Origin of the sequence: Caulobacter sp. 602-1 (assembly GCF_003931565.1) — a bacterium.
Lineage (GTDB): Bacteria > Pseudomonadota > Alphaproteobacteria > Caulobacterales > Caulobacteraceae > Caulobacter.
In genome coordinates this window covers 1-16,527 of record NZ_RRYI01000010.1, presented here as the reverse complement: position 1 = coordinate 16,527, position 16,527 = coordinate 1, and the positions used below count along the sequence as shown (strand labels likewise).

13 protein-coding genes and 1 pseudogene are annotated in these 16,527 nt (G+C 67.5%); 8 read left to right on the top strand and 6 right to left on the bottom strand.

Annotated features, from left to right (window positions below; genetic code table 11):
• Window positions 1-81 precede the first annotated feature (81 nt).
• Window positions 82-975: pseudogene (locus EIK80_RS22440) on the bottom strand (beta-1,6-N-acetylglucosaminyltransferase); the annotation flags it as partial.
• 717 nt (window positions 976-1,692) lie between these two features.
• On the opposite strand from EIK80_RS22440, the gene EIK80_RS22435 reads away from it, so the two are divergent.
• The gene (locus EIK80_RS22435; protein WP_233586921.1) at window positions 1,693-1,926 is read left to right on the top strand and encodes a hypothetical protein; all 234 of its coding nucleotides are present in this window, start codon (window positions 1,693-1,695) and stop codon (window positions 1,924-1,926) included.
• 49 nt (window positions 1,927-1,975) lie between these two features.
• On the opposite strand, the gene EIK80_RS22430 is transcribed toward EIK80_RS22435, so the two are convergent.
• On the bottom strand, window positions 1,976-2,440 hold the full coding sequence (locus tag EIK80_RS22430; protein ID WP_125159239.1) for a chemotaxis protein CheW: 465 nt from the start codon (window positions 2,438-2,440) through the stop codon (window positions 1,976-1,978).
• A 24-nt stretch (window positions 2,441-2,464) separates the two neighbouring features.
• A complete protein-coding gene (locus tag EIK80_RS22425) occupies window positions 2,465-3,973 on the bottom strand; it encodes a PAS domain-containing methyl-accepting chemotaxis protein (protein WP_125159238.1) in 1,509 nt (502 codons plus the stop codon).
• A 251-nt stretch (window positions 3,974-4,224) separates the two neighbouring features.
• On the opposite strand from EIK80_RS22425, the gene EIK80_RS22420 reads away from it, so the two are divergent.
• The 7 genes from EIK80_RS22420 (at window position 4,225) to EIK80_RS22390 (ending at window position 13,827) form a co-directional block, all read left to right on the top strand.
• Window positions 4,225-4,611: a PAS domain-containing protein gene (locus EIK80_RS22420; RefSeq protein ID WP_158624746.1), complete on the top strand. Its 387-nt coding sequence runs from the start codon at window positions 4,225-4,227 to the stop codon at window positions 4,609-4,611.
• Between the two features lie 142 nt (window positions 4,612-4,753).
• Window positions 4,754-6,025: a TetR family transcriptional regulator gene (locus tag EIK80_RS22415; RefSeq protein ID WP_158624745.1), complete on the top strand. Its 1,272-nt coding sequence runs from the start codon at window positions 4,754-4,756 to the stop codon at window positions 6,023-6,025.
• Between the two features lie 176 nt (window positions 6,026-6,201).
• Entirely contained in the window at window positions 6,202-8,466 is a 2,265-nt protein-coding gene (locus EIK80_RS22410) for a TonB-dependent receptor (RefSeq protein WP_125159235.1), read from the top strand.
• A gap of 91 nt (window positions 8,467-8,557) precedes the next feature.
• Complete coding sequence (locus EIK80_RS22405; RefSeq protein WP_125159234.1) at window positions 8,558-10,165, top strand: alkaline phosphatase; 1,608 nt, start codon at window positions 8,558-8,560, stop codon at window positions 10,163-10,165.
• Between the two features lie 8 nt (window positions 10,166-10,173).
• On the top strand, window positions 10,174-11,745 hold the full coding sequence (locus EIK80_RS22400; RefSeq protein ID WP_125159233.1) for an alkaline phosphatase: 1,572 nt from the start codon (window positions 10,174-10,176) through the stop codon (window positions 11,743-11,745).
• 81 nt (window positions 11,746-11,826) lie between these two features.
• Window positions 11,827-12,507, top strand: coding sequence for a TetR family transcriptional regulator (locus EIK80_RS22395; protein WP_125159232.1), 681 nt, complete (start codon window positions 11,827-11,829; stop codon window positions 12,505-12,507).
• 60 nt (window positions 12,508-12,567) lie between these two features.
• A complete protein-coding gene (locus tag EIK80_RS22390; RefSeq protein WP_125159231.1) occupies window positions 12,568-13,827 on the top strand; it encodes an acetyl-CoA C-acetyltransferase in 1,260 nt (419 codons plus the stop codon).
• Between the two features lie 107 nt (window positions 13,828-13,934).
• On the opposite strand, the gene EIK80_RS22385 is transcribed toward EIK80_RS22390, so the two are convergent.
• From EIK80_RS22385 to EIK80_RS22375, 3 genes are all read right to left on the bottom strand, one after another.
• On the bottom strand, window positions 13,935-14,372 hold the full coding sequence (locus tag EIK80_RS22385) for a MerR family transcriptional regulator (RefSeq protein WP_125159230.1): 438 nt from the start codon (window positions 14,370-14,372) through the stop codon (window positions 13,935-13,937).
• Window positions 14,372-16,369 (bottom strand): acetyl/propionyl/methylcrotonyl-CoA carboxylase subunit alpha, encoded by a 1,998-nt coding sequence (locus EIK80_RS22380; RefSeq protein WP_125159229.1) that lies wholly within the window; start codon window positions 16,367-16,369, stop codon window positions 14,372-14,374. The genes EIK80_RS22385 and EIK80_RS22380 overlap by 1 nt, the downstream gene beginning before the upstream one ends.
• 14 nt (window positions 16,370-16,383) lie before the next feature.
• Window positions 16,384-16,527: carboxyl transferase domain-containing protein (locus EIK80_RS22375; RefSeq protein WP_148099120.1), on the bottom strand; the 144-nt coding region annotated here is incomplete at its 5' end.

Here is a 16,527-nt window from a genome sequence, read left to right as displayed (position 1 = left end):
GTCGCCGAGCCACAGGCGTTCCCGCACCCGCGAAGCTGGAATATCGCGACTCCGAGTGAACACCCTTGATGGCTTGGGCGGTCAGGCCACCAACATCGCAAGCGGATCGGCGCCGACCGCCGGCGAGGGTTCGCTGACGACGCGCTGGGTCCGCAAATGGGCCTCCAGGATGTCGAGGATCTCGCCATCGACCTCGGCGTCGAACTTGCGCGCGAAGAGGTCCGAGCTCGACGTCAGCCTGTCCGCGTCGGCCTTGGTGAATGTGCGGGGGCGCAGCTTGATGTCTCCGTCGGGGACCCAGTCGATCATCCGCAGGTCGTCATTGACGATCTCGCCATGCATGGCGGTGTTCATCATCACGGTCTGGAAGAAGCCCTCATCCGCGATGAAGGTGTTACGATAGAAGGCCTTGTAGCGATCGACCGACGGGTCGTCGCAGACGAACGCGCAGAACGCCCGGCTGACGATCTTCCACTGGTTGCCGATATAGGGTGTGGCGTCGTTCAGGAAGAGCCGCGTGACCAGGCTGTCGATGATGCGGCCGCCCTGTTCGACCACGTGCCGGAGAACGCGGCCCATGGTTTCGGGGCGAATGCTGGCCTGGTCGAGGACCCGGATGAATTCCCGGCCCCGGTTGGCGTCGAGAAAAGCCCGGATACGGCTCTGTGTCGCCAGGGGGAAATCCTGACCGCTCAGATTGATGAAGTAGTCCCACCGGGCGTCCATCTCGAGTAGTCGGGCCATGCCCCGAAGCTCGGCGTCGACCAGGCTGTAGCCGCCCCACAGGGCGCGCCTGCTCTCCAGAACGCCGGCGTTGGGATAGGGGGCGAGGAACGCGCGCAGGTCGTTCTCCAGCTCCGGGCCGGCGTTCTTGTCGACATGGACGAGGTAGTGGTTGGCCGGATCGTGGATCGCCTTGAACAGCCGCTTGAACTGTTCGGGATAGCGATGGACCAGGATCAGGTAGGCGATTGTCGGCGGCGCGCGGCGAGGGGCTTGGATCAAGACCTGGCGCCTCGCGGGGCGTCGCGATCGAAGGGAAGGGCGCGCGAGGGCTGGTCGCGGGTCGAGCGGAGATCCTCCAAACCCTCAGCGCCAGAGGGACGAGTCCCGGGGTAGGTCTTCACGGCGTGGCCTTTCGTCGAGCGCGCCGATCCGCGGCGCTCGGTCGTCCCGCAAGCTGGCCGCTATTTCTTACGCGGGGCCAGGGTCAGGGAGAGAGTCGCCGGGGCGGCGGCGATCACCTTGGGCTTGGCGGTCTTGGGCTTGCGAACTTCACGATTGCCTTTGGACAAGAGCGTTTTCCTTTGAGGGCTGTGGGGGAGGCGGCCGTGCGCGCGGAAACCGGGTCGAGCCCGATCCACGGCGGTCGACGTGATCTTGATGTCTGGAGAAGCGTGTCAGGGCGCCCCGGCTTCGGGGCCTTGGGACCATCCGCAAGGGGCAGGTCCGAATGGCGGGACTGCGCGCCTCGGCAAGACCTTTAGCACGGACGGCCGCGAGACGGGGAAAAGATTGCGTCGTGGGGAGCTATTGGCCCAGCGTCGCGCTATCTTGTCAAAGCCACGGATTACCCCGCGCCATGCGGAGCTCGTCGGCCCGAAAGGACGCCATGTCCACCCCCTCGAATACTCCGGTCCGCCCGCTCACGCGCGCGGTCTTTCAATGAACCCGTGGAGCGCCGTGTTGGCGATGCTTGGCGTGCGCCAGGTTTCGATGCGGGACGTGCGGGCCGAGGCCTTCTTCCTTGGCGGTCGCCACAAGGGAGAGATCCGGGAGGGCGCGCAGAAGGAGCTGCTCACGCCGGGCCTGCACCCCGATCGTGCGGCCCTCCTGCGGGCGGTCATCCGCGTGACGCCGCCGTCCACGATCGGTGGAGCGCTCCATGACCGACGAAGAGGCGCAGGCGATGCGTCGCGAGGCTGAGCTCGACGTCTTCCAACGGCCGCTCTGGATGATGGGCTGAAGCGCCGTCCTAGGCGGCGAGACGCTGGGCCGGCAGGAGCGCGCTGACGACGAGCCGGCTGAGCAAGCGATCTTCAATCGGGATGATGGCGTCGACGAAAAGCTCCGATGTCGTGGTTTCGATCTGCGGAGGCTCTTGCACCACGCTGGCGTCCACCTGGAAGGTCTCCTGCACGCCGTCGACGAGGACGCCAGCCAACTGTGCGCCGTGCTGGATAACGACGATGACGTGGCGCGAGGAGACCTCGGTCGCGCCTAAACCCAAGCGGCGGCGCAGATCGATGACGGGCATCACCGCGCCGCGAAGATTGATGACGCCCAGCATGTAGCTTGGCGTGTGCGGCATCTGCGTCGACGGGGTCCAGCCCCGAATCTCTCTCACGCTGCGAATGTCGATGCAGAATTCCTGGCCGCCGATCTCAAAGGAGATCAGCTCCAGTTGCCCCGCGCTGGGCAGGCCGCTCTCGCTCGCCATCTGGCCGTCTCCCTGTAAGCGGGATCAGAATTCTTCCCACGACTGCGCCGCCGCCTGGGCGCCGCCGCCGGGACGCGCGAAGGCGGCGATCTTGGCCTGGGCCCGCGCCACGGGATTGGCCGCCGGCGCATGACGGCCAGGCTGGGCGCGTTCGATGCGCGCGGCGGGCGCGCCGGTCTGGAAGCGCGAGACCAACGAGGCCAGCTCGGCGGCCTCGGTCTTCAGGTTGGCGGCCGCGGCGGTGGCTTCCTCGACCATGGCGGCGTTCTGCTGGGTGACCTGATCCATCTGATTGACCGCGGTATTGACCTCATTGAGGCCGGTGGCCTGCTCCTGCGAAGACGTGGCGATTTCGGAGATCAGGACATCGATCTCGGCGATCTTGGTCACGATTCCGGTCAGCGCCTGGCCGGTGTCGCCGACGAGCTTCACGCCGCGCTCGACCTGAGCCGTGCTGCTGGCGATCAGTGTCTTGATCTCCTTGGCCGCTTCCGCCGACCGCTGGGCCAGAGCCCGGACTTCCTGGGCGACGACGGCGAAGCCGCGCCCGGCCTCACCCGCCCGAGCGGCTTCGACGCCGGCGTTCAAGGCCAGGAGGTTGGTCTGGAAAGCGATCTCGTCGATCACGCCGATGATCTGGGTGATCTGACCTGAGCTCTGCTCGATCTCGCCCATGGCGGCGACCGCGTCGCGCATGACCTCGCCCGAGCGGGCGGCGTCGGTTCGCGCGCCAGAAGCGGCGGCTGAAGCTTGCTTGGCTCCCTCCGCGCTCCGCTTAACGGTGGCCGTGATCTCGTCCAGGGCCGCCGCTGTCTCTTCCAGGCTGGCGGCCTGCTGCTCGGTGCGGCGCGACAGGTCGTCCGAAGCGCTGGAGATTTCGTCGGCCCCGGTGCGCAAGCCGCCGGTTGTCGCCGTGATCCCGCTCATAGCTTCGCGAAGGCTGTCGATCGCGGCGTTGAAGTCGTCCTTGATCTGCGCGTAGCGACCCAGGAATTGCGCGCTGATCCGAGCTGTCAGGTCGCCTTGCGCCATGCGCTTGAGGCTCTCGGCGAGATTGGCGACAACCTCCTCCTGCTCTTCCGCCGCGCGTCGCCGCTCGCCTTCGGAATGCATTCGTTCATTCTCGATCGCGGTGACGTCGGTGGCGAATTTGATGACCTTGTAGGGCTTGCCGTTCTCGTCGAGCACCGGGTTGTACGAGGCTTGAATCCAGCACTCGGCGCCCCCCTTGCCGATCCGCAGGAACTTGCGCGCGACGAATTGCCCGCTGTTGAGCTCATTCCAGAAGGCGCGATACTCGGCGCTTGCCGCTTCGGCCGGGGGCACGAAGATGCTGTGGTGCTTTCCGACGACTTCCTCCGCCCGGTATCCCAGGGCGTTCAGAAAGTTGGCGTTGGCCCGAAGGATCGTTCCGTCGAGCGTAAACTCGATCACCGCCTGAGACCGATCCATGGCGGCGACCTGGGCCTTTAGCTCGCGCAGTTCGGCGGCCATGGCGGCTTGCTTGGTCTTGGCCGTATTCGAAAACAGCATGGCGGTTCGATTTCGCTCTGAGAACATCGTTGCTCGAACGTTGCCGCAAAACGCTAACGAGGCCCTAATAGCCAATCCAAACGGCGGTATGTCGCGGGCAAAACCTCCCCAAACCGAGCAATCACCGTAAAGCGCGACCATTAGTCACGGTTAATGGTTGATGAATTGCAATCTAGCCGATCCCATCTAGTTCACAGTCGCGGTGGGTGAGTTGAGTGCGTGGTGGCGTGAGTATGGGCCTAGAGGATTTGGTGGCGGCGCTGGCTGTCGATTCGGAGACGGCCGTGGTTGTCACGGATGGCGAGCTTTCGCATCCGGGGCCGACCATCCTGTACGTCAATGGCGCCTTCGAGCGCATGACGGGCTATCTGAGTTCGGAGCTATTGGGAAAAACGCCTCGACTGCTTCAGGGCGAGAGGACCAGTCTCGCGACACGCCGTGCGCTGGCGCGCGCGCTGCGAAAAGGGCAGCGGACCAAGGTCGCCTTGATCAACTATCGCAAGTCGGGCGAGGCCTATCGGTGCGAGGTCGAGGTCTTTCCGATCCTCGACAGGGATGGCGTGCTGGTCAACGCGGTGGCGCTGGAACGTGAAGTCAGGCGGCGACCGGGACGACGTTCCACGATGGGGGATCTCTAGAGCGCCTCAAGGGCGTGATCCGGGGCGGGGCGGCCGTTGCGCAATGAGATCCGGCTGGCGCCGTCGAGCAACGGTGAGCAGAATCGCGCGGCGCGCGCCGGAATCTGGCTTACATAGCGCGATGCCAGCACGATCAGACCCGATGGCCTTGGCCGCTCCAGATCGCGACGACGCGCGTGCGCGAGCGGTGGCGGCGGCCATGGACATCGTGGCGGGACACGGGCTGGCGGCGCTGTCGGTGCGCGACCTCGCCGCGGCGATCGGCAAGAGCACCACCGTCATCTTCAATCTCTTCCAGGCCAAGGCCGGGGTGGTGGGCGCCATGGTCGAAGCGGCGATGGAGGAGGATCTGGCGTTCCATGACGCCTTCCTGTCCCAGGTCGACGGACTGGTCCTGGATCAACGGACGATGGTCGACATAACCGCGCGCTACGTCCTGGCGCGGGCCGAACCCTCGGCGCGCTTCGCCCGGATCTGGGAAGAGGTTCTGATCGATCCCGAGGCCGCCCAGGCCGCGCGCGAACCACTTGCGCGCTGGCTGGCGATGCGGCGAAGCAAGCTGGGCGGGCTGCTGGCCCGTGACGCGCGGCTGGAGCGGCTGGGCGCGGTCTATCTTCCCTATCTGCTGATGGAGGAGCTCTACGCCGCGGCCCTGGCGCGTCGGCTCGACTACGAACTGCTGCTGCGCGAGAGCCTGGAAGGGTTGATCGCCATGGCGTTCGGCGAACCGTCCGGCGGCGAGGCCAAGGTCGCGCGATGGTTCACCGGCGCCCTGGTGCTGCCAGAGCCGCCCAGCAAGCGGTACGCGCCGGGATCGGTGAAGATGCGGTTGCTGGACATCGCCGCCGACCAGATTCTGGAGCGCGGCATCGGCGCGGTCACCAACCGCACCGTGACCCAGACGGCCGGTGTCTCGACCTCGACCATCCTCTATCACTTCGCCGACATGCGTTCGTTTCTGGCCGAGGCGATCTGGCACAGCGTGTTTCGCGAGATCCCCGACTATCTGGACACCCGCAACCCGCGCGACCGCGAGCGGCCGGCCGATCTTCAGGGTCTGGCGGCGCTGCTGGCGCCGACCTTGCGACCGGGAGCGTCGGAAGACCCGGGCGACGCTGGCTTTTACGTCAAGTACGCCCGGCTGATCGCGCAGATCTGCCTGATCGCCCGGCGCGACGCCGCTTTCGAGAACATGGCCATGCTGCTGCGCGGCCCCGAGGGCGGGGGCACCTATGCGCGGCGCGAGGCCGTCTGGCCGCCAGCGTTCGACATGACCCGGCTCAGCGCCATGCGCTTCGCGATCTGGATCAAGGGCTCGGCCCTGTTGAGCGCGGCGCTCCCCGAGACCGAGACCCAAGGGGCGGAGGCGCGGCTTGGCGCGGCCGCGCTGGCCCTTGTGCCCACGACGGTTTAGCGAGTCGAACGAACGATATTATTCTGGTCGTTCAATCGACCGAACGCCCACCTAGGCGCGAGTGGATGAGCGCCTTTGGCCGGGTTTCATCAAAGCGACACGGGCCGCTCCTATATCCCCCAACTGTCGAACAACTGATTTTTCCGGACCGTTTGTCGTCGGGAAGAGGGGGCGAGATGCGTGTACTGTCTAAAGTGAAATTCGTGGCCCTGCTGATGGGAAGCGCCGCGATCTTCGCGGGGCCGGCCATGGCGGCCGACGCGGCCGCTCCGGCCGCGGACGAGGCCGGCTCCACTCGTCTGGACGAGGTCACGGTGACGGCGCGCCGCCGCGCCGAATCCGAGCAGAAGGTCGCCGCCGCCCTGACCGTGGTCAGCGGCTCCGAACTGGACCGTCGCAATATCCAGACCGTGAATGATCTGGAGAACAGCGTCCCGAACCTGGAGGTCACCAGCCAGCTGGGCGGCGGCCAGCCGCAGTTCCGCATCCGCGGCGTCGGCCTGACCGACTACGCCGCCAACAACACCGGCACTGTCGGCGTCTATGTCGACGAGGTGGCCTATCCGTACGGGTCGATGACCCAGGGCGCGCTGTTCGACGTGGCCCGGATCGAGGTGCTGCGCGGTCCGCAGGGCATCCTCTATGGGCGCAACACCACGGGCGGCGCGGTCAGCGTCATCACCAACGCCCCAACCCGGACGTTCGACGCGGGCCTGACCGCCTCGTACGGTCGCTTCGACGCCGCCCACGTCGACGGCTTCGTCTCGGGTCCGCTGACCGACACCCTGTCGGCCCGCCTGGCCATGACCACCGACCAGGGCGGCGCCTGGCAGTATCACCGCGACACCCATGAAAAGCTTGGCGACAAGGATCGCTGGGCCGCCCGCCTGAAACTGGACTGGAAGCCCAGCGACGTCACCGAGATCGACGGCTCGCTGCGCTACAACCGCGACAAGTCCGACGGCCTGGGCCTGCGCCTGGTGACCCGCGCCTTCCAGTCGCACAACTACGCCCCGATCGGTAAACTCTATCCGATCGACACCGACCCGCGGATCACCGGCTGGGGCATCACGCCCTACTTCGCCAATCTGATCGGCGCCTCGACCAACGCCAAGCCGTTCCGCGACAACGAGGGCGTCGGCGCCAATGTCCGCCTGCGCCATGACTTCGGCTGGGCCGCCCTGACGGCCGTGCTCGGCTACGAGACCTTCAAGCGCCGCGAGTTCAACGACTGGGACGCCACGGCCTCGAACGAAGCGGGCACCTTCTTCTTCAACGACATCGACACCCTGTCGCAGGAAGTGCGCCTGGCCTCGCCCGGCGACCAGAAATTCCGCTGGCTGGCCGGCCTCTACCACTCCACGGAGTCGGTCGACGGCGGCTTCTATTCGGACTTCTCGGAAGCCTCGACGCTGAAGAACTGGTTCTCGACCACCTACAAACAGGACGTCGAGACCACCGGCGTCTTCTTCAACCTCGACTACGACCTGACCAGCCGCCTCACCCTGTCGGGCGGCCTGCGCTGGGAAGACGAAAGCCGCGAGCTGAAGGGCTTCAAGACCGAGATCATCGCGCCCGCCTATCGACTGCTGGCCAACACCGACAAGGACCGCCACATGGGCGAATGGTCCGGCAAGGTCGGCGGCGAGTATCATTTCACCAAGGACGTTCTGGGCTACGCCAGCGTGGCGCGCGGCGTGAAGTCAGGCGGTTTCACCACCTACAATAGCGGCCTGCCGTCGCAGCTGGATCCGTTCGACCCTGAGAAGCTGATCGCCTACGAGGCGGGCCTGCGCTCGGAGTTCTTCGACCGCCGCCTGCGCGTCAACCTGGCCGCCTTCTATTACGACTATCGCGACCAGCAACTGCAGGGCGTGCTCTATACGCAGACCGGCCGCGTCGGCCGGATCATCAACGTGCCCAAGTCGCACATTCAGGGCGGCGAGCTGGAGATCACCTGGAAGCCGACCGCGCGCCTGACGATCAGCCAGTCGCTGGGCTACAAGTACGGTCAGTATGACGAGTTCTTCTTCGTCAACGCCACCGCCACCGAGGCGGCCAAGGACCCGATCACCGGCCAGTACAACACCATCGTCTACAGCGACCGCTCGGGCGAGCGCCTGCCGTTCCCGCGCACCGACTACAAGGGCGCCATCAGCTACGTGATGGACGTCGGCGACTGGCAGGTCGAGGCCGAGACCAACTACAACTACCGCAGCGACATGTTCAGCACGTCGTCCAACTCGGTGATCGGCGACTACTGGCTGTTCAACGCCAGCCTGACGGCCCGCCCGGCCAACGGCAAGTACGCGGTCGGCGTCTGGGTCAACAACGCCACCAACGACTATTTCGAAGAGACCCGCAACGCCTTCATCTCGGCGGCGACGGCCTCGCCGCACGAGCCGCGCACCTATGGCGTTCGGGTCAGCTGGCGCTATTGATCGACGGCCGTTTCCCCTTCGGCCATCGGCCTCGCCGCGGCGCGCGTTTCGCGCCGCGGCGAGGTTTCCGCGTTCTGGATAGGAGCTTGTCATGACGGTCGATCGCAGACGGGTCGTAGGGGCGGGTCTGGCCCTGAGCGCGGCGGCCTTGGCTTCCGGCGCCGAAGCGGCCGAGACCGCCTTCCGCCACGGGGTGGCCAGCGGCGAGCCGGGCGCGGACCGTATGCTGCTGTGGACGCGGGTCACGGGCCTGGGCGAAGTCGACGGCCGCTGGCGGATCGCCACGGACCCGGCCATGCGCCAGGTCGTTGGGGAAGGACGCTTCATCGCCCTGGCCGAGCGCGACTTCACGGTCAAGGTGATGGCGCAGGGGCTGAAGCCCGCGATCGACTACTGGTACCAGTTCGAGGCTGGCGGCCAGCGCTCGCCGGTCGGCCGCACCCGCACCCTGCCGGTCGGACGGCTGGACCATCTCGACCTCGTGGTCGCCTGCTGCGCCATGTACACCATGGGCTATTTTCAGGCCTATCGCGCCATCGCCGAGCGGCCGACGCTGGATGCGGTGCTGTTCGTCGGCGACTACATCTACGAATACGGCGCCTCGAACTATCCGGGCCTGCCCACCCTGCGGCCGGCCGATCCGCCGCGCGACACCGTCACGCTGGACGACTATCGCCGCCGCTTCGCCCAGGCCCGGACGGACGCCGACCTTCAGGCGGCCCACCAGCGCGCGCCGTGGATCTGCACCTGGGACGACCACGAGATCGCCAACGACGACTGGATGCACGGCGCCCAGCACCACGATCCGGCCAAGGACGGCGACTGGGAAGTCCGCAAGGCCGCGGCCGTCCGCGCCTATTACGAGTGGATGCCGATCCGCGATCCGGACCCGGCCGATCCCTACGCCATCCAGCGGGCGGTGGCGTTCGGCGACCTGGCCACCCTGATCGTGCCCGAGACCCGGCTGAAGGCGCGCGCGGCGCAGCTGGCCCTGCCGAAGGACCTGGACCGGCTGCCCGACCAGCGCCCCGACCTCGACGGCTTCCGCCGCAAGATCGCCGATCCCGAGCGCCGGATGCTGGGTCAGCAGCAGGTGGACTGGATCGCCGGCGAGATGCGCGGCTCGGTCGCCGCCGGTCGGCCCTGGGTGCTGCTGGGCAGCGCCACGGTGATGGCCGACTACGCCTATCCGGACATGAGCCGCTGGGCTCCGGCCTCGGGCGCCCTGAAGGGCTTCTTCGAGCTGACCAAGCTGGATCTGCCGCTGCTGAACCTCGACGCCTGGTCGGGCTACGCGGCGGAGCGACAGAGGGTCTTTGACGCCATCCGCGCCAGCGGGGCGCGCACCGTCGTGCTGTCGGGCGACAGCCACATGGCCTTCGTCAACGAGCTTCACGACGAGCAAGGGCGGGTGGCGGTGGAGCTCTCGACCAGCACCCTGACCGGGCCGTCGCTGGGCGTGGTGCTGGCTATGAAGGACGCCCCGTTCGGCCAGCGCGTGGCCGAGCGTAACCGCGACATCGTCTGGTGCGATCACTTGGCGATCGGTTTCGTCGCCGTCCACGTCACGCGCGAGGCGGTCGAGGCCAGCTTCGTCAGCGTCACCGATCCGCGCGTCGCCGGCTCGCCCACCCCGGTGCAGCGCCGCGTGCGCGCCGTCGCCGAGGGCAAGGGCGTCAGCGGGTGGACCCAGCTCTAGGAGTCGTCATGTCTTCGCTTACCCTGAACCGCCGCGCGCTGCTGTCCGGCCTGATCGTCGCCCCGGCCGTGCTGCGCTTCGGCCAGGCCCAGGCCGGCGGCGCCTATGTCTTTCCGCTGGGCGTGGCCAGCGGCGATCCTGCCCCCGACGGCATGGTGCTGTGGACCCGCCTGGCGACCGATCCGCTGGCCCCCGACGGACTGGGCGGCCTGGGCGCCACCGTCCCCGTGCGCTGGGAAGTGGCCGCCGACGAGGCCTTTCGCCATGTGGTCATGGCCGGCGACGCCATGGCCGAACCCACCGCCGCCCACAGCGTCCACATCGAGGTCGCCGGCCTGCGCCCCGGCCGCCCGTACTGGTACCGATTCACCGCCCTGGGCCAGCAGAGCCCGGTCGGCCGCACCCGCACCGCGCCGGCCGCGAACGCCGACATCGACGGCCTGCGCCTGGCCGTGGCGTCGTGCTCGCACTGGGAGCGCGGCTATTTCAGCGCCTATGGCCACATGGCCGACGAGAATCCGGACCTGACCCTGTTCCTGGGCGACTACATCTACGAATATTCGATGGGGCCGGACCGCAAGGACCAGATCGTTCGGCCCTACGGCTTGGAAGAGGCCACGACCCTGGCCGGTTATCGCAACCGCTACGCCCTGCATCGCACCGACGCCGACCTGCAACGCCTGCATCATGTCGCGCCGTGCCTGGCGACCTGGGACGATCACGAGATCCAGGACGACTATTCGGGGATCTGGTCCAAGACGCCCGGCGTCTCGCCGGATAGCTTCCGCCGCCGCCGCGCGGCGGGCTACCAGGCGTTCTACGAGGCCATGCCGATCCGCAGCACGCGGCTGGACGCACGCCTGCAGATGCCGATCTACCGCCGGGTCCGCTACGGCAAGCTGGCCGAGTTCTTCATGCTGGACGGCCGCCAGTACCGCTCGCGCCAGCCCTGCGCCGACGGTTCCAACGGCGGCAAGGGCCAGATCGTCGCCGACGCGGCCTGTCCCGACCGCCGCGATCCAGCCCGCACGTTCCTGGGCTTCGACCAGGAGCGCTGGCTGTATGACGGCCTGGCCAACACCCAGGCGCGCTGGACGGTGCTGGGGCAGGACCTGGTGATGGCCGGTCTGCGCTTCGGCGACGGCGGACCCGACACCAAGTTCTGGACCGACACCTGGGACGGCTTCCCCGCCGCCCGCGACCGCCTGGCCCAGGCGATCGCGACGCTGAAGCCGCGCAACCCCGTGGTGCTGAGCGGCGACTACCACTCCTTCTGGACCAACGACGTCAAGATGAACGCGGACGATCCGGCCTCGGCCACGATCGCCACCGAGTTCGTCGGCACCTCGATCACCTCGTCGGGGCCGCCCTATGAAGGCCTGATGGCGGCGATGCCCAACAACCCGCAGATAAAGTTCTTCGACAGTCGGGTGCGCGGCTACATGTCGATCGACGTGGTGCGAGACCGGATGACGACCCGCTACAGGGCGATCTCGGACGTTCGCGACCCCCGCGCGACGATCACGACGCTCAACACCTGGGTCGTCGAGGATGGTCGGGCTGGCGCGGTGACGGGGTGAAGCCCAACCTTCGACGAAGCCAATCTTATTGACGTTTCTAGTCAATCGATTAGCTAGGCCCGATGTCGAGGGGGGCGAAGCATGGCGCGAACGCAAGCCAAGGATGCGGGTCTCGCGCGGCGAGATTCCCGGGCCGCTCTGTTCGACGCCACGGCGGCGCTGCTTTCCGAGCGATCCACGATCGAGGTCTCCCTGAGCGAGATCGCGCAGAGATCGGGCCTGAACTCTGCGCTCATCAAGTACTATTTCGGCGGCAAGGAGGGCTTGCTGCTGGCGCTGCTGGAGCGCGTGGCCGAGCGATCGATGGCCGATCTGGCCAACTTGGTCCGCATGGACATCTCCGCCGAGCAGAAGCTGCGCATCCATATCGGCGGCATCATCAACACCTACTACCGATCGCCCTATGTCAACCGACTGATCAACTACATGATCGTCCGGGGCGACAAGGCGTCCAGCGAGCGGGTGGCCAAGATCTTCGTCGAGCCCATGATCGCCGCCTATCGCGCTATCGTCGCCCAGGGCGTCGCCGAGGGGGCGTTCCGGCCGCTCGATCCGGGCATGCTGTATTACAGCGTCGTCGGGGCCTGCGAGCACATCTTCTACGCCGGCTATTCGTTGCCCACCACGCTGGGCCTGTCGGAGCTGACCGACCAGGTCCGCCAGCAGTACGTCCAGCACGTGGTCGACCTGGTTTTCCATGGCGTCCTGGGGCGGTCGGAGGCTGCGGGCCAGGCTGCCGCGGCCATTACGCGGATCGCTTGACGGAAATTAATCGAACAATTAATCGTTAAAATAACAAATAGAACGCGGGAGGATACGGCCATGGCCGAGGCGCTGATCATCGACGCCGTGCGGACGCCGCGCGGTATTGGCAAGGTGGGGAAGGGGGCTCTGGCCCATCTGCATCCCCAGCACCTCGCGGCCACGGTTCTCAAGGCCATCGCCGAGCGCAACAAGCTCGACACCGCCGACGTCGACGACGTGATCTGGTCGACCTCTACGCAAAAGGGAAAACAGGGCGGTGACCTGGGCCGCATGGCGGCGCTGGACGCTGGCTATGACGTCAAGGCCTCGGGCATGACCCTGGACCGCTTCTGCGGCGGCGGCATCACCACCGTGAACCTCGCGGCGGCTCAGATCATGAGCGGCATGGAGGACCTGATCGTCGCCGGGGGCGTCGAGATGATGAGCCTGACCGCCGCCATGACCGCCCAGGAGCAGGCGGCGGGCTTCCCGCCAGGCCTGATGGGCTCGGGCAACGAACACCTGGACATGCTGCATCCGCAGTCGCACCAGGGCGTCTGTGGCGACGCCATCGCCAGCATGGAAGGCATCACCCGCCAAGACCTCGACGCCCTGGGTCTGGAAAGTCAGAAGCGCGCCGCCCGCGCCATCGCCGAGGGGCGCTTTTCCAAGTCGATCGTCCCGGTGCTGAACCCCGAGGGCGGCGTCGCGTTGGACCACGACGAGTATCCGCGCCACGAGACGACCGCCGAGGGGCTGGCCCAACTGAAGCCGGCCTTCACGGCCATCGCCGACTATCCCTATGACGCGAAGGGCTCGACCTTTCGCGGGCAGATCAATCGCCGCTATCCCGACCTGAAGATCGAGGCCATGCACCACGCCGGCAATTCGTCGGGCGTCGTGGACGGCGCGGCGGCGGTGCTGCTGGCCTCGCCGGCCTATGCGCAAAAGCACGGTTTGAAGGCGCGGGCCCGCGTGGTGGCCATGGCCAACATGGGCGACGATCCGACCCTGATGCTGAACGCCCCCGTGCCGGCCGCCCGCAAGGTCCTGGCCAAGGCGGGCCTGAAGGTCGAGGACATCGATCTCTGGGAGATCAACGAAGCCTTCGCCGTCGTCGCCGAGAAGTTCATCCGCGACCTGAAGCTCGACCGGTCGAAGGTCAACGTCAACGGCGGCGCTATCGCCCTGGGCCACCCGATCGGCGCCACCGGCGCGATGCTGATCGGCACGGTGCTGGACGAGCTGGAGCGCACCGGCGGCCGCTACGGCCTGGTGACCATGTGCGCCGCCGGCGGCATGGCCCCGGCCATCATTATCGAGCGCCTCCAGGGCTGACAGGGAGCTCCGACGCTTCGGTCTTCGTCGCCGCAGGCGAAGATCGTCGTTCCGGGCAAGGCCTTCGCGAGGTCGCCGCGCGAGCGCATCGCTCCGGCGTGACCGGATCACGGCTTGGAGGGCGTGGCGGACTCGGGGGAGGGGGCTTGCAGTCCGGCGATGGCCGGCGGCAGCGCCGCGTCATCGGAAGCCATGCCCTCGGCCAGAGCCGCCAGGCGCTGGATCTGCGCTTGTTGCTCGCGCAGCGCCTCGGCCAGCGCCGAACGCAGGGCGCGAACCTGCGCGTCGGGCTGATCGCGCAAGACCAGAATGGCGCGAATGGCGGCGACCGGCAGCCCGACGGCGCGCAGCGCGACGATGGCCTTCAGCTGCTCGATGGCCGCGAGGTCGTAGCCCCGGACATTGCGGGCCAGGCGGTGAGATCGGATCAGGCCCTGATCCTGGTAGTAGCGCAGCGTCCGCGCGGTGACGCCCAACCCGCGAGCGGCCTCGCCGATTTCGATCAGGCGCTTTGGCGCGTAGGGATCACGAGCCAGGTAATTCATCAGACGAACTCCACCAGGACCTCATCGGCGGCGACGGGATCGCCGGCCTTGGCGTTGACGGCCTTGACGGTTCCGTCGCGCTCGGCGCGGATGATGTTCTGCATCTTCATGGCCTCGAGCACGCAGACGACCTCGCCCTCGCGGACCTGCTGGCCGGCGGCGACGTCCATCGAGACCACGAGCCCCGGCATCGGCGACAGCACCAGCCTGGAGGTGTCGGCGGCCTGCTTCTCGGGCAGCTTGTCGTGCAGTTCGGCGTTGCGCGGGGTCAGGACCAGCACCCGGGCCCTGGCGGCGCGGTGGCGGATGGTGAAGCCCTCGGCGGCCGGCGAGACCTGGACCGTGAAGGCCTTGCCGCCCAGGGCGGCCTTGAACACCGGCTTGCCCGGACGCCAGTCGATGTCGGTCAGGGTCAGGGCGCGGCCCTCGTCGAGCAGGTCGACGGTGACGTCGCCGTTCTCGCCGGCCACCTTCGCCCGGCGCTTGGCGGGACCGACGGCCACGACCCACTCGGCGCGCGGCGGACCGGCCAGGCCCGAGGCGTCGGAGCGGGCCCGGGCGGCGTGGACCCGCTGCATGGCCGCGCCGACGGCGGTCAGGATGTCGATCTGCTCAGACGTCGGCTCGGTCCCGGCGAAGCCGTCGGCGAACTCGTCCTTGATGTAGTTGGTCGAGATCTTGCCGGACCGGAACCGGGCCTGGTCCATCACCGCGGCCAGGAACGGGATGTTCTGGGAGAGGCCCTCGATGTGGAAGTCCTCCAGCGCCCGGCCCATGCCGTCGATCGCCGCCAGGCGGGTCGGGGCCCAGGCGCACAGCTTGGAGATCATCGGGTCGTAGTACATCGAGATCTCGTCGCCCTCGCGCACGCCCGCGTCGTTGCGGATCGTGTAGCCGTCCTTCTCGCCTTCCGCCGGAGGGGCGTAGCGGACCAGCCGCCCGATGCTGGGCAGGAACTTGCGGTAGGGATCCTCGGCGTAGATGCGGCTCTCGATGGCCCAGCCGTTGATCGAGAGGTCCTTCTGCTCGAAGGCCATCTTCTCGCCGGCCGCGCTGAGGATCATCTGCTCGACCAGGTCCAGGCCCGTGATCAGTTCGGTGACCGGATGCTCGACCTGCAGGCGGGTGTTCATCTCCAGGAAGAAGAAGCTCTTGTCCTGGCCGGCGACGAACTCGACCGTGCCGGCGCTGTCGTAGTTCACCGCCTTGGCCAGGGCCACGGCCTGGGCGCCCATGGCCGCGCGGGTGGCCTCGTCCAGCAGCGGCGACGGCGCTTCCTCGATGACCTTCTGGTTGCGGCGCTGGATCGAGCACTCGCGCTCGAACAGGTGGACGACGTTGCCGTGCTTGTCGCCCAGCACCTGGATCTCGATGTGGCGCGGGCTCTCGATGAACTTCTCGATGAAGATCCGGTCGTCGCCGAAGCTGGCCTTGGCCTCGGCGCGCACGGCCGGAAAGCCCTCCTCGACGTCCTGGCGGTTCCAGGCCACCCGGATGCCCTTGCCGCCGCCCCCGGCCGAGGCCTTGATCATCACCGGATAGCCGATCTGCTCGGAGATCGTCACCGCCTCGGCCGTGTCGGCGATCTCGCCGATGTGGCCCGGCACGCAGGACACCCCCGCGGCCTGGGCGAACTTCTTGCTCTCGATCTTGTCGCCCATGGCCTGGATGGCGCCGGGATTGGGACCGATGAACACGATCCCCTCGTCGGCGCACCGCTGGGCGAAGCTGGCGTTCTCCGACAGGAAGCCGAAACCCGGATGCACGGCCTGCGCGCCCGTCTGCTGGCAGGCGGCGATGATCTTGTCGGCGACGAGATAGCTCTGATTGGCCGGCGAGGCGCCGATATGCACAGTCTCGTCGGCCATCTCCACGGCCAGCGACCCCGCGTCGGCGTCCGAATAGACCACCACCGTAGCGATCCCCAGCCGACGGCACGTCTTGATCACCCGAACCGCGATCTCGCCCCGGTTGGCGATCAGGATTTTGCTGAACATGGGTGGGTCCTGACCTAGAGCGGGATGTTGTCGTGTTTGCGCCAAGGGTTCGCCAGTTCCTTGCCCTTGAGGCTCTTGAGTCCCCGCACGATGCGGCGACGGGTGCCGTGTGGCATGATGACGTCGTCGATGTAGCCGCGGCTGGCGGCGACGAACGG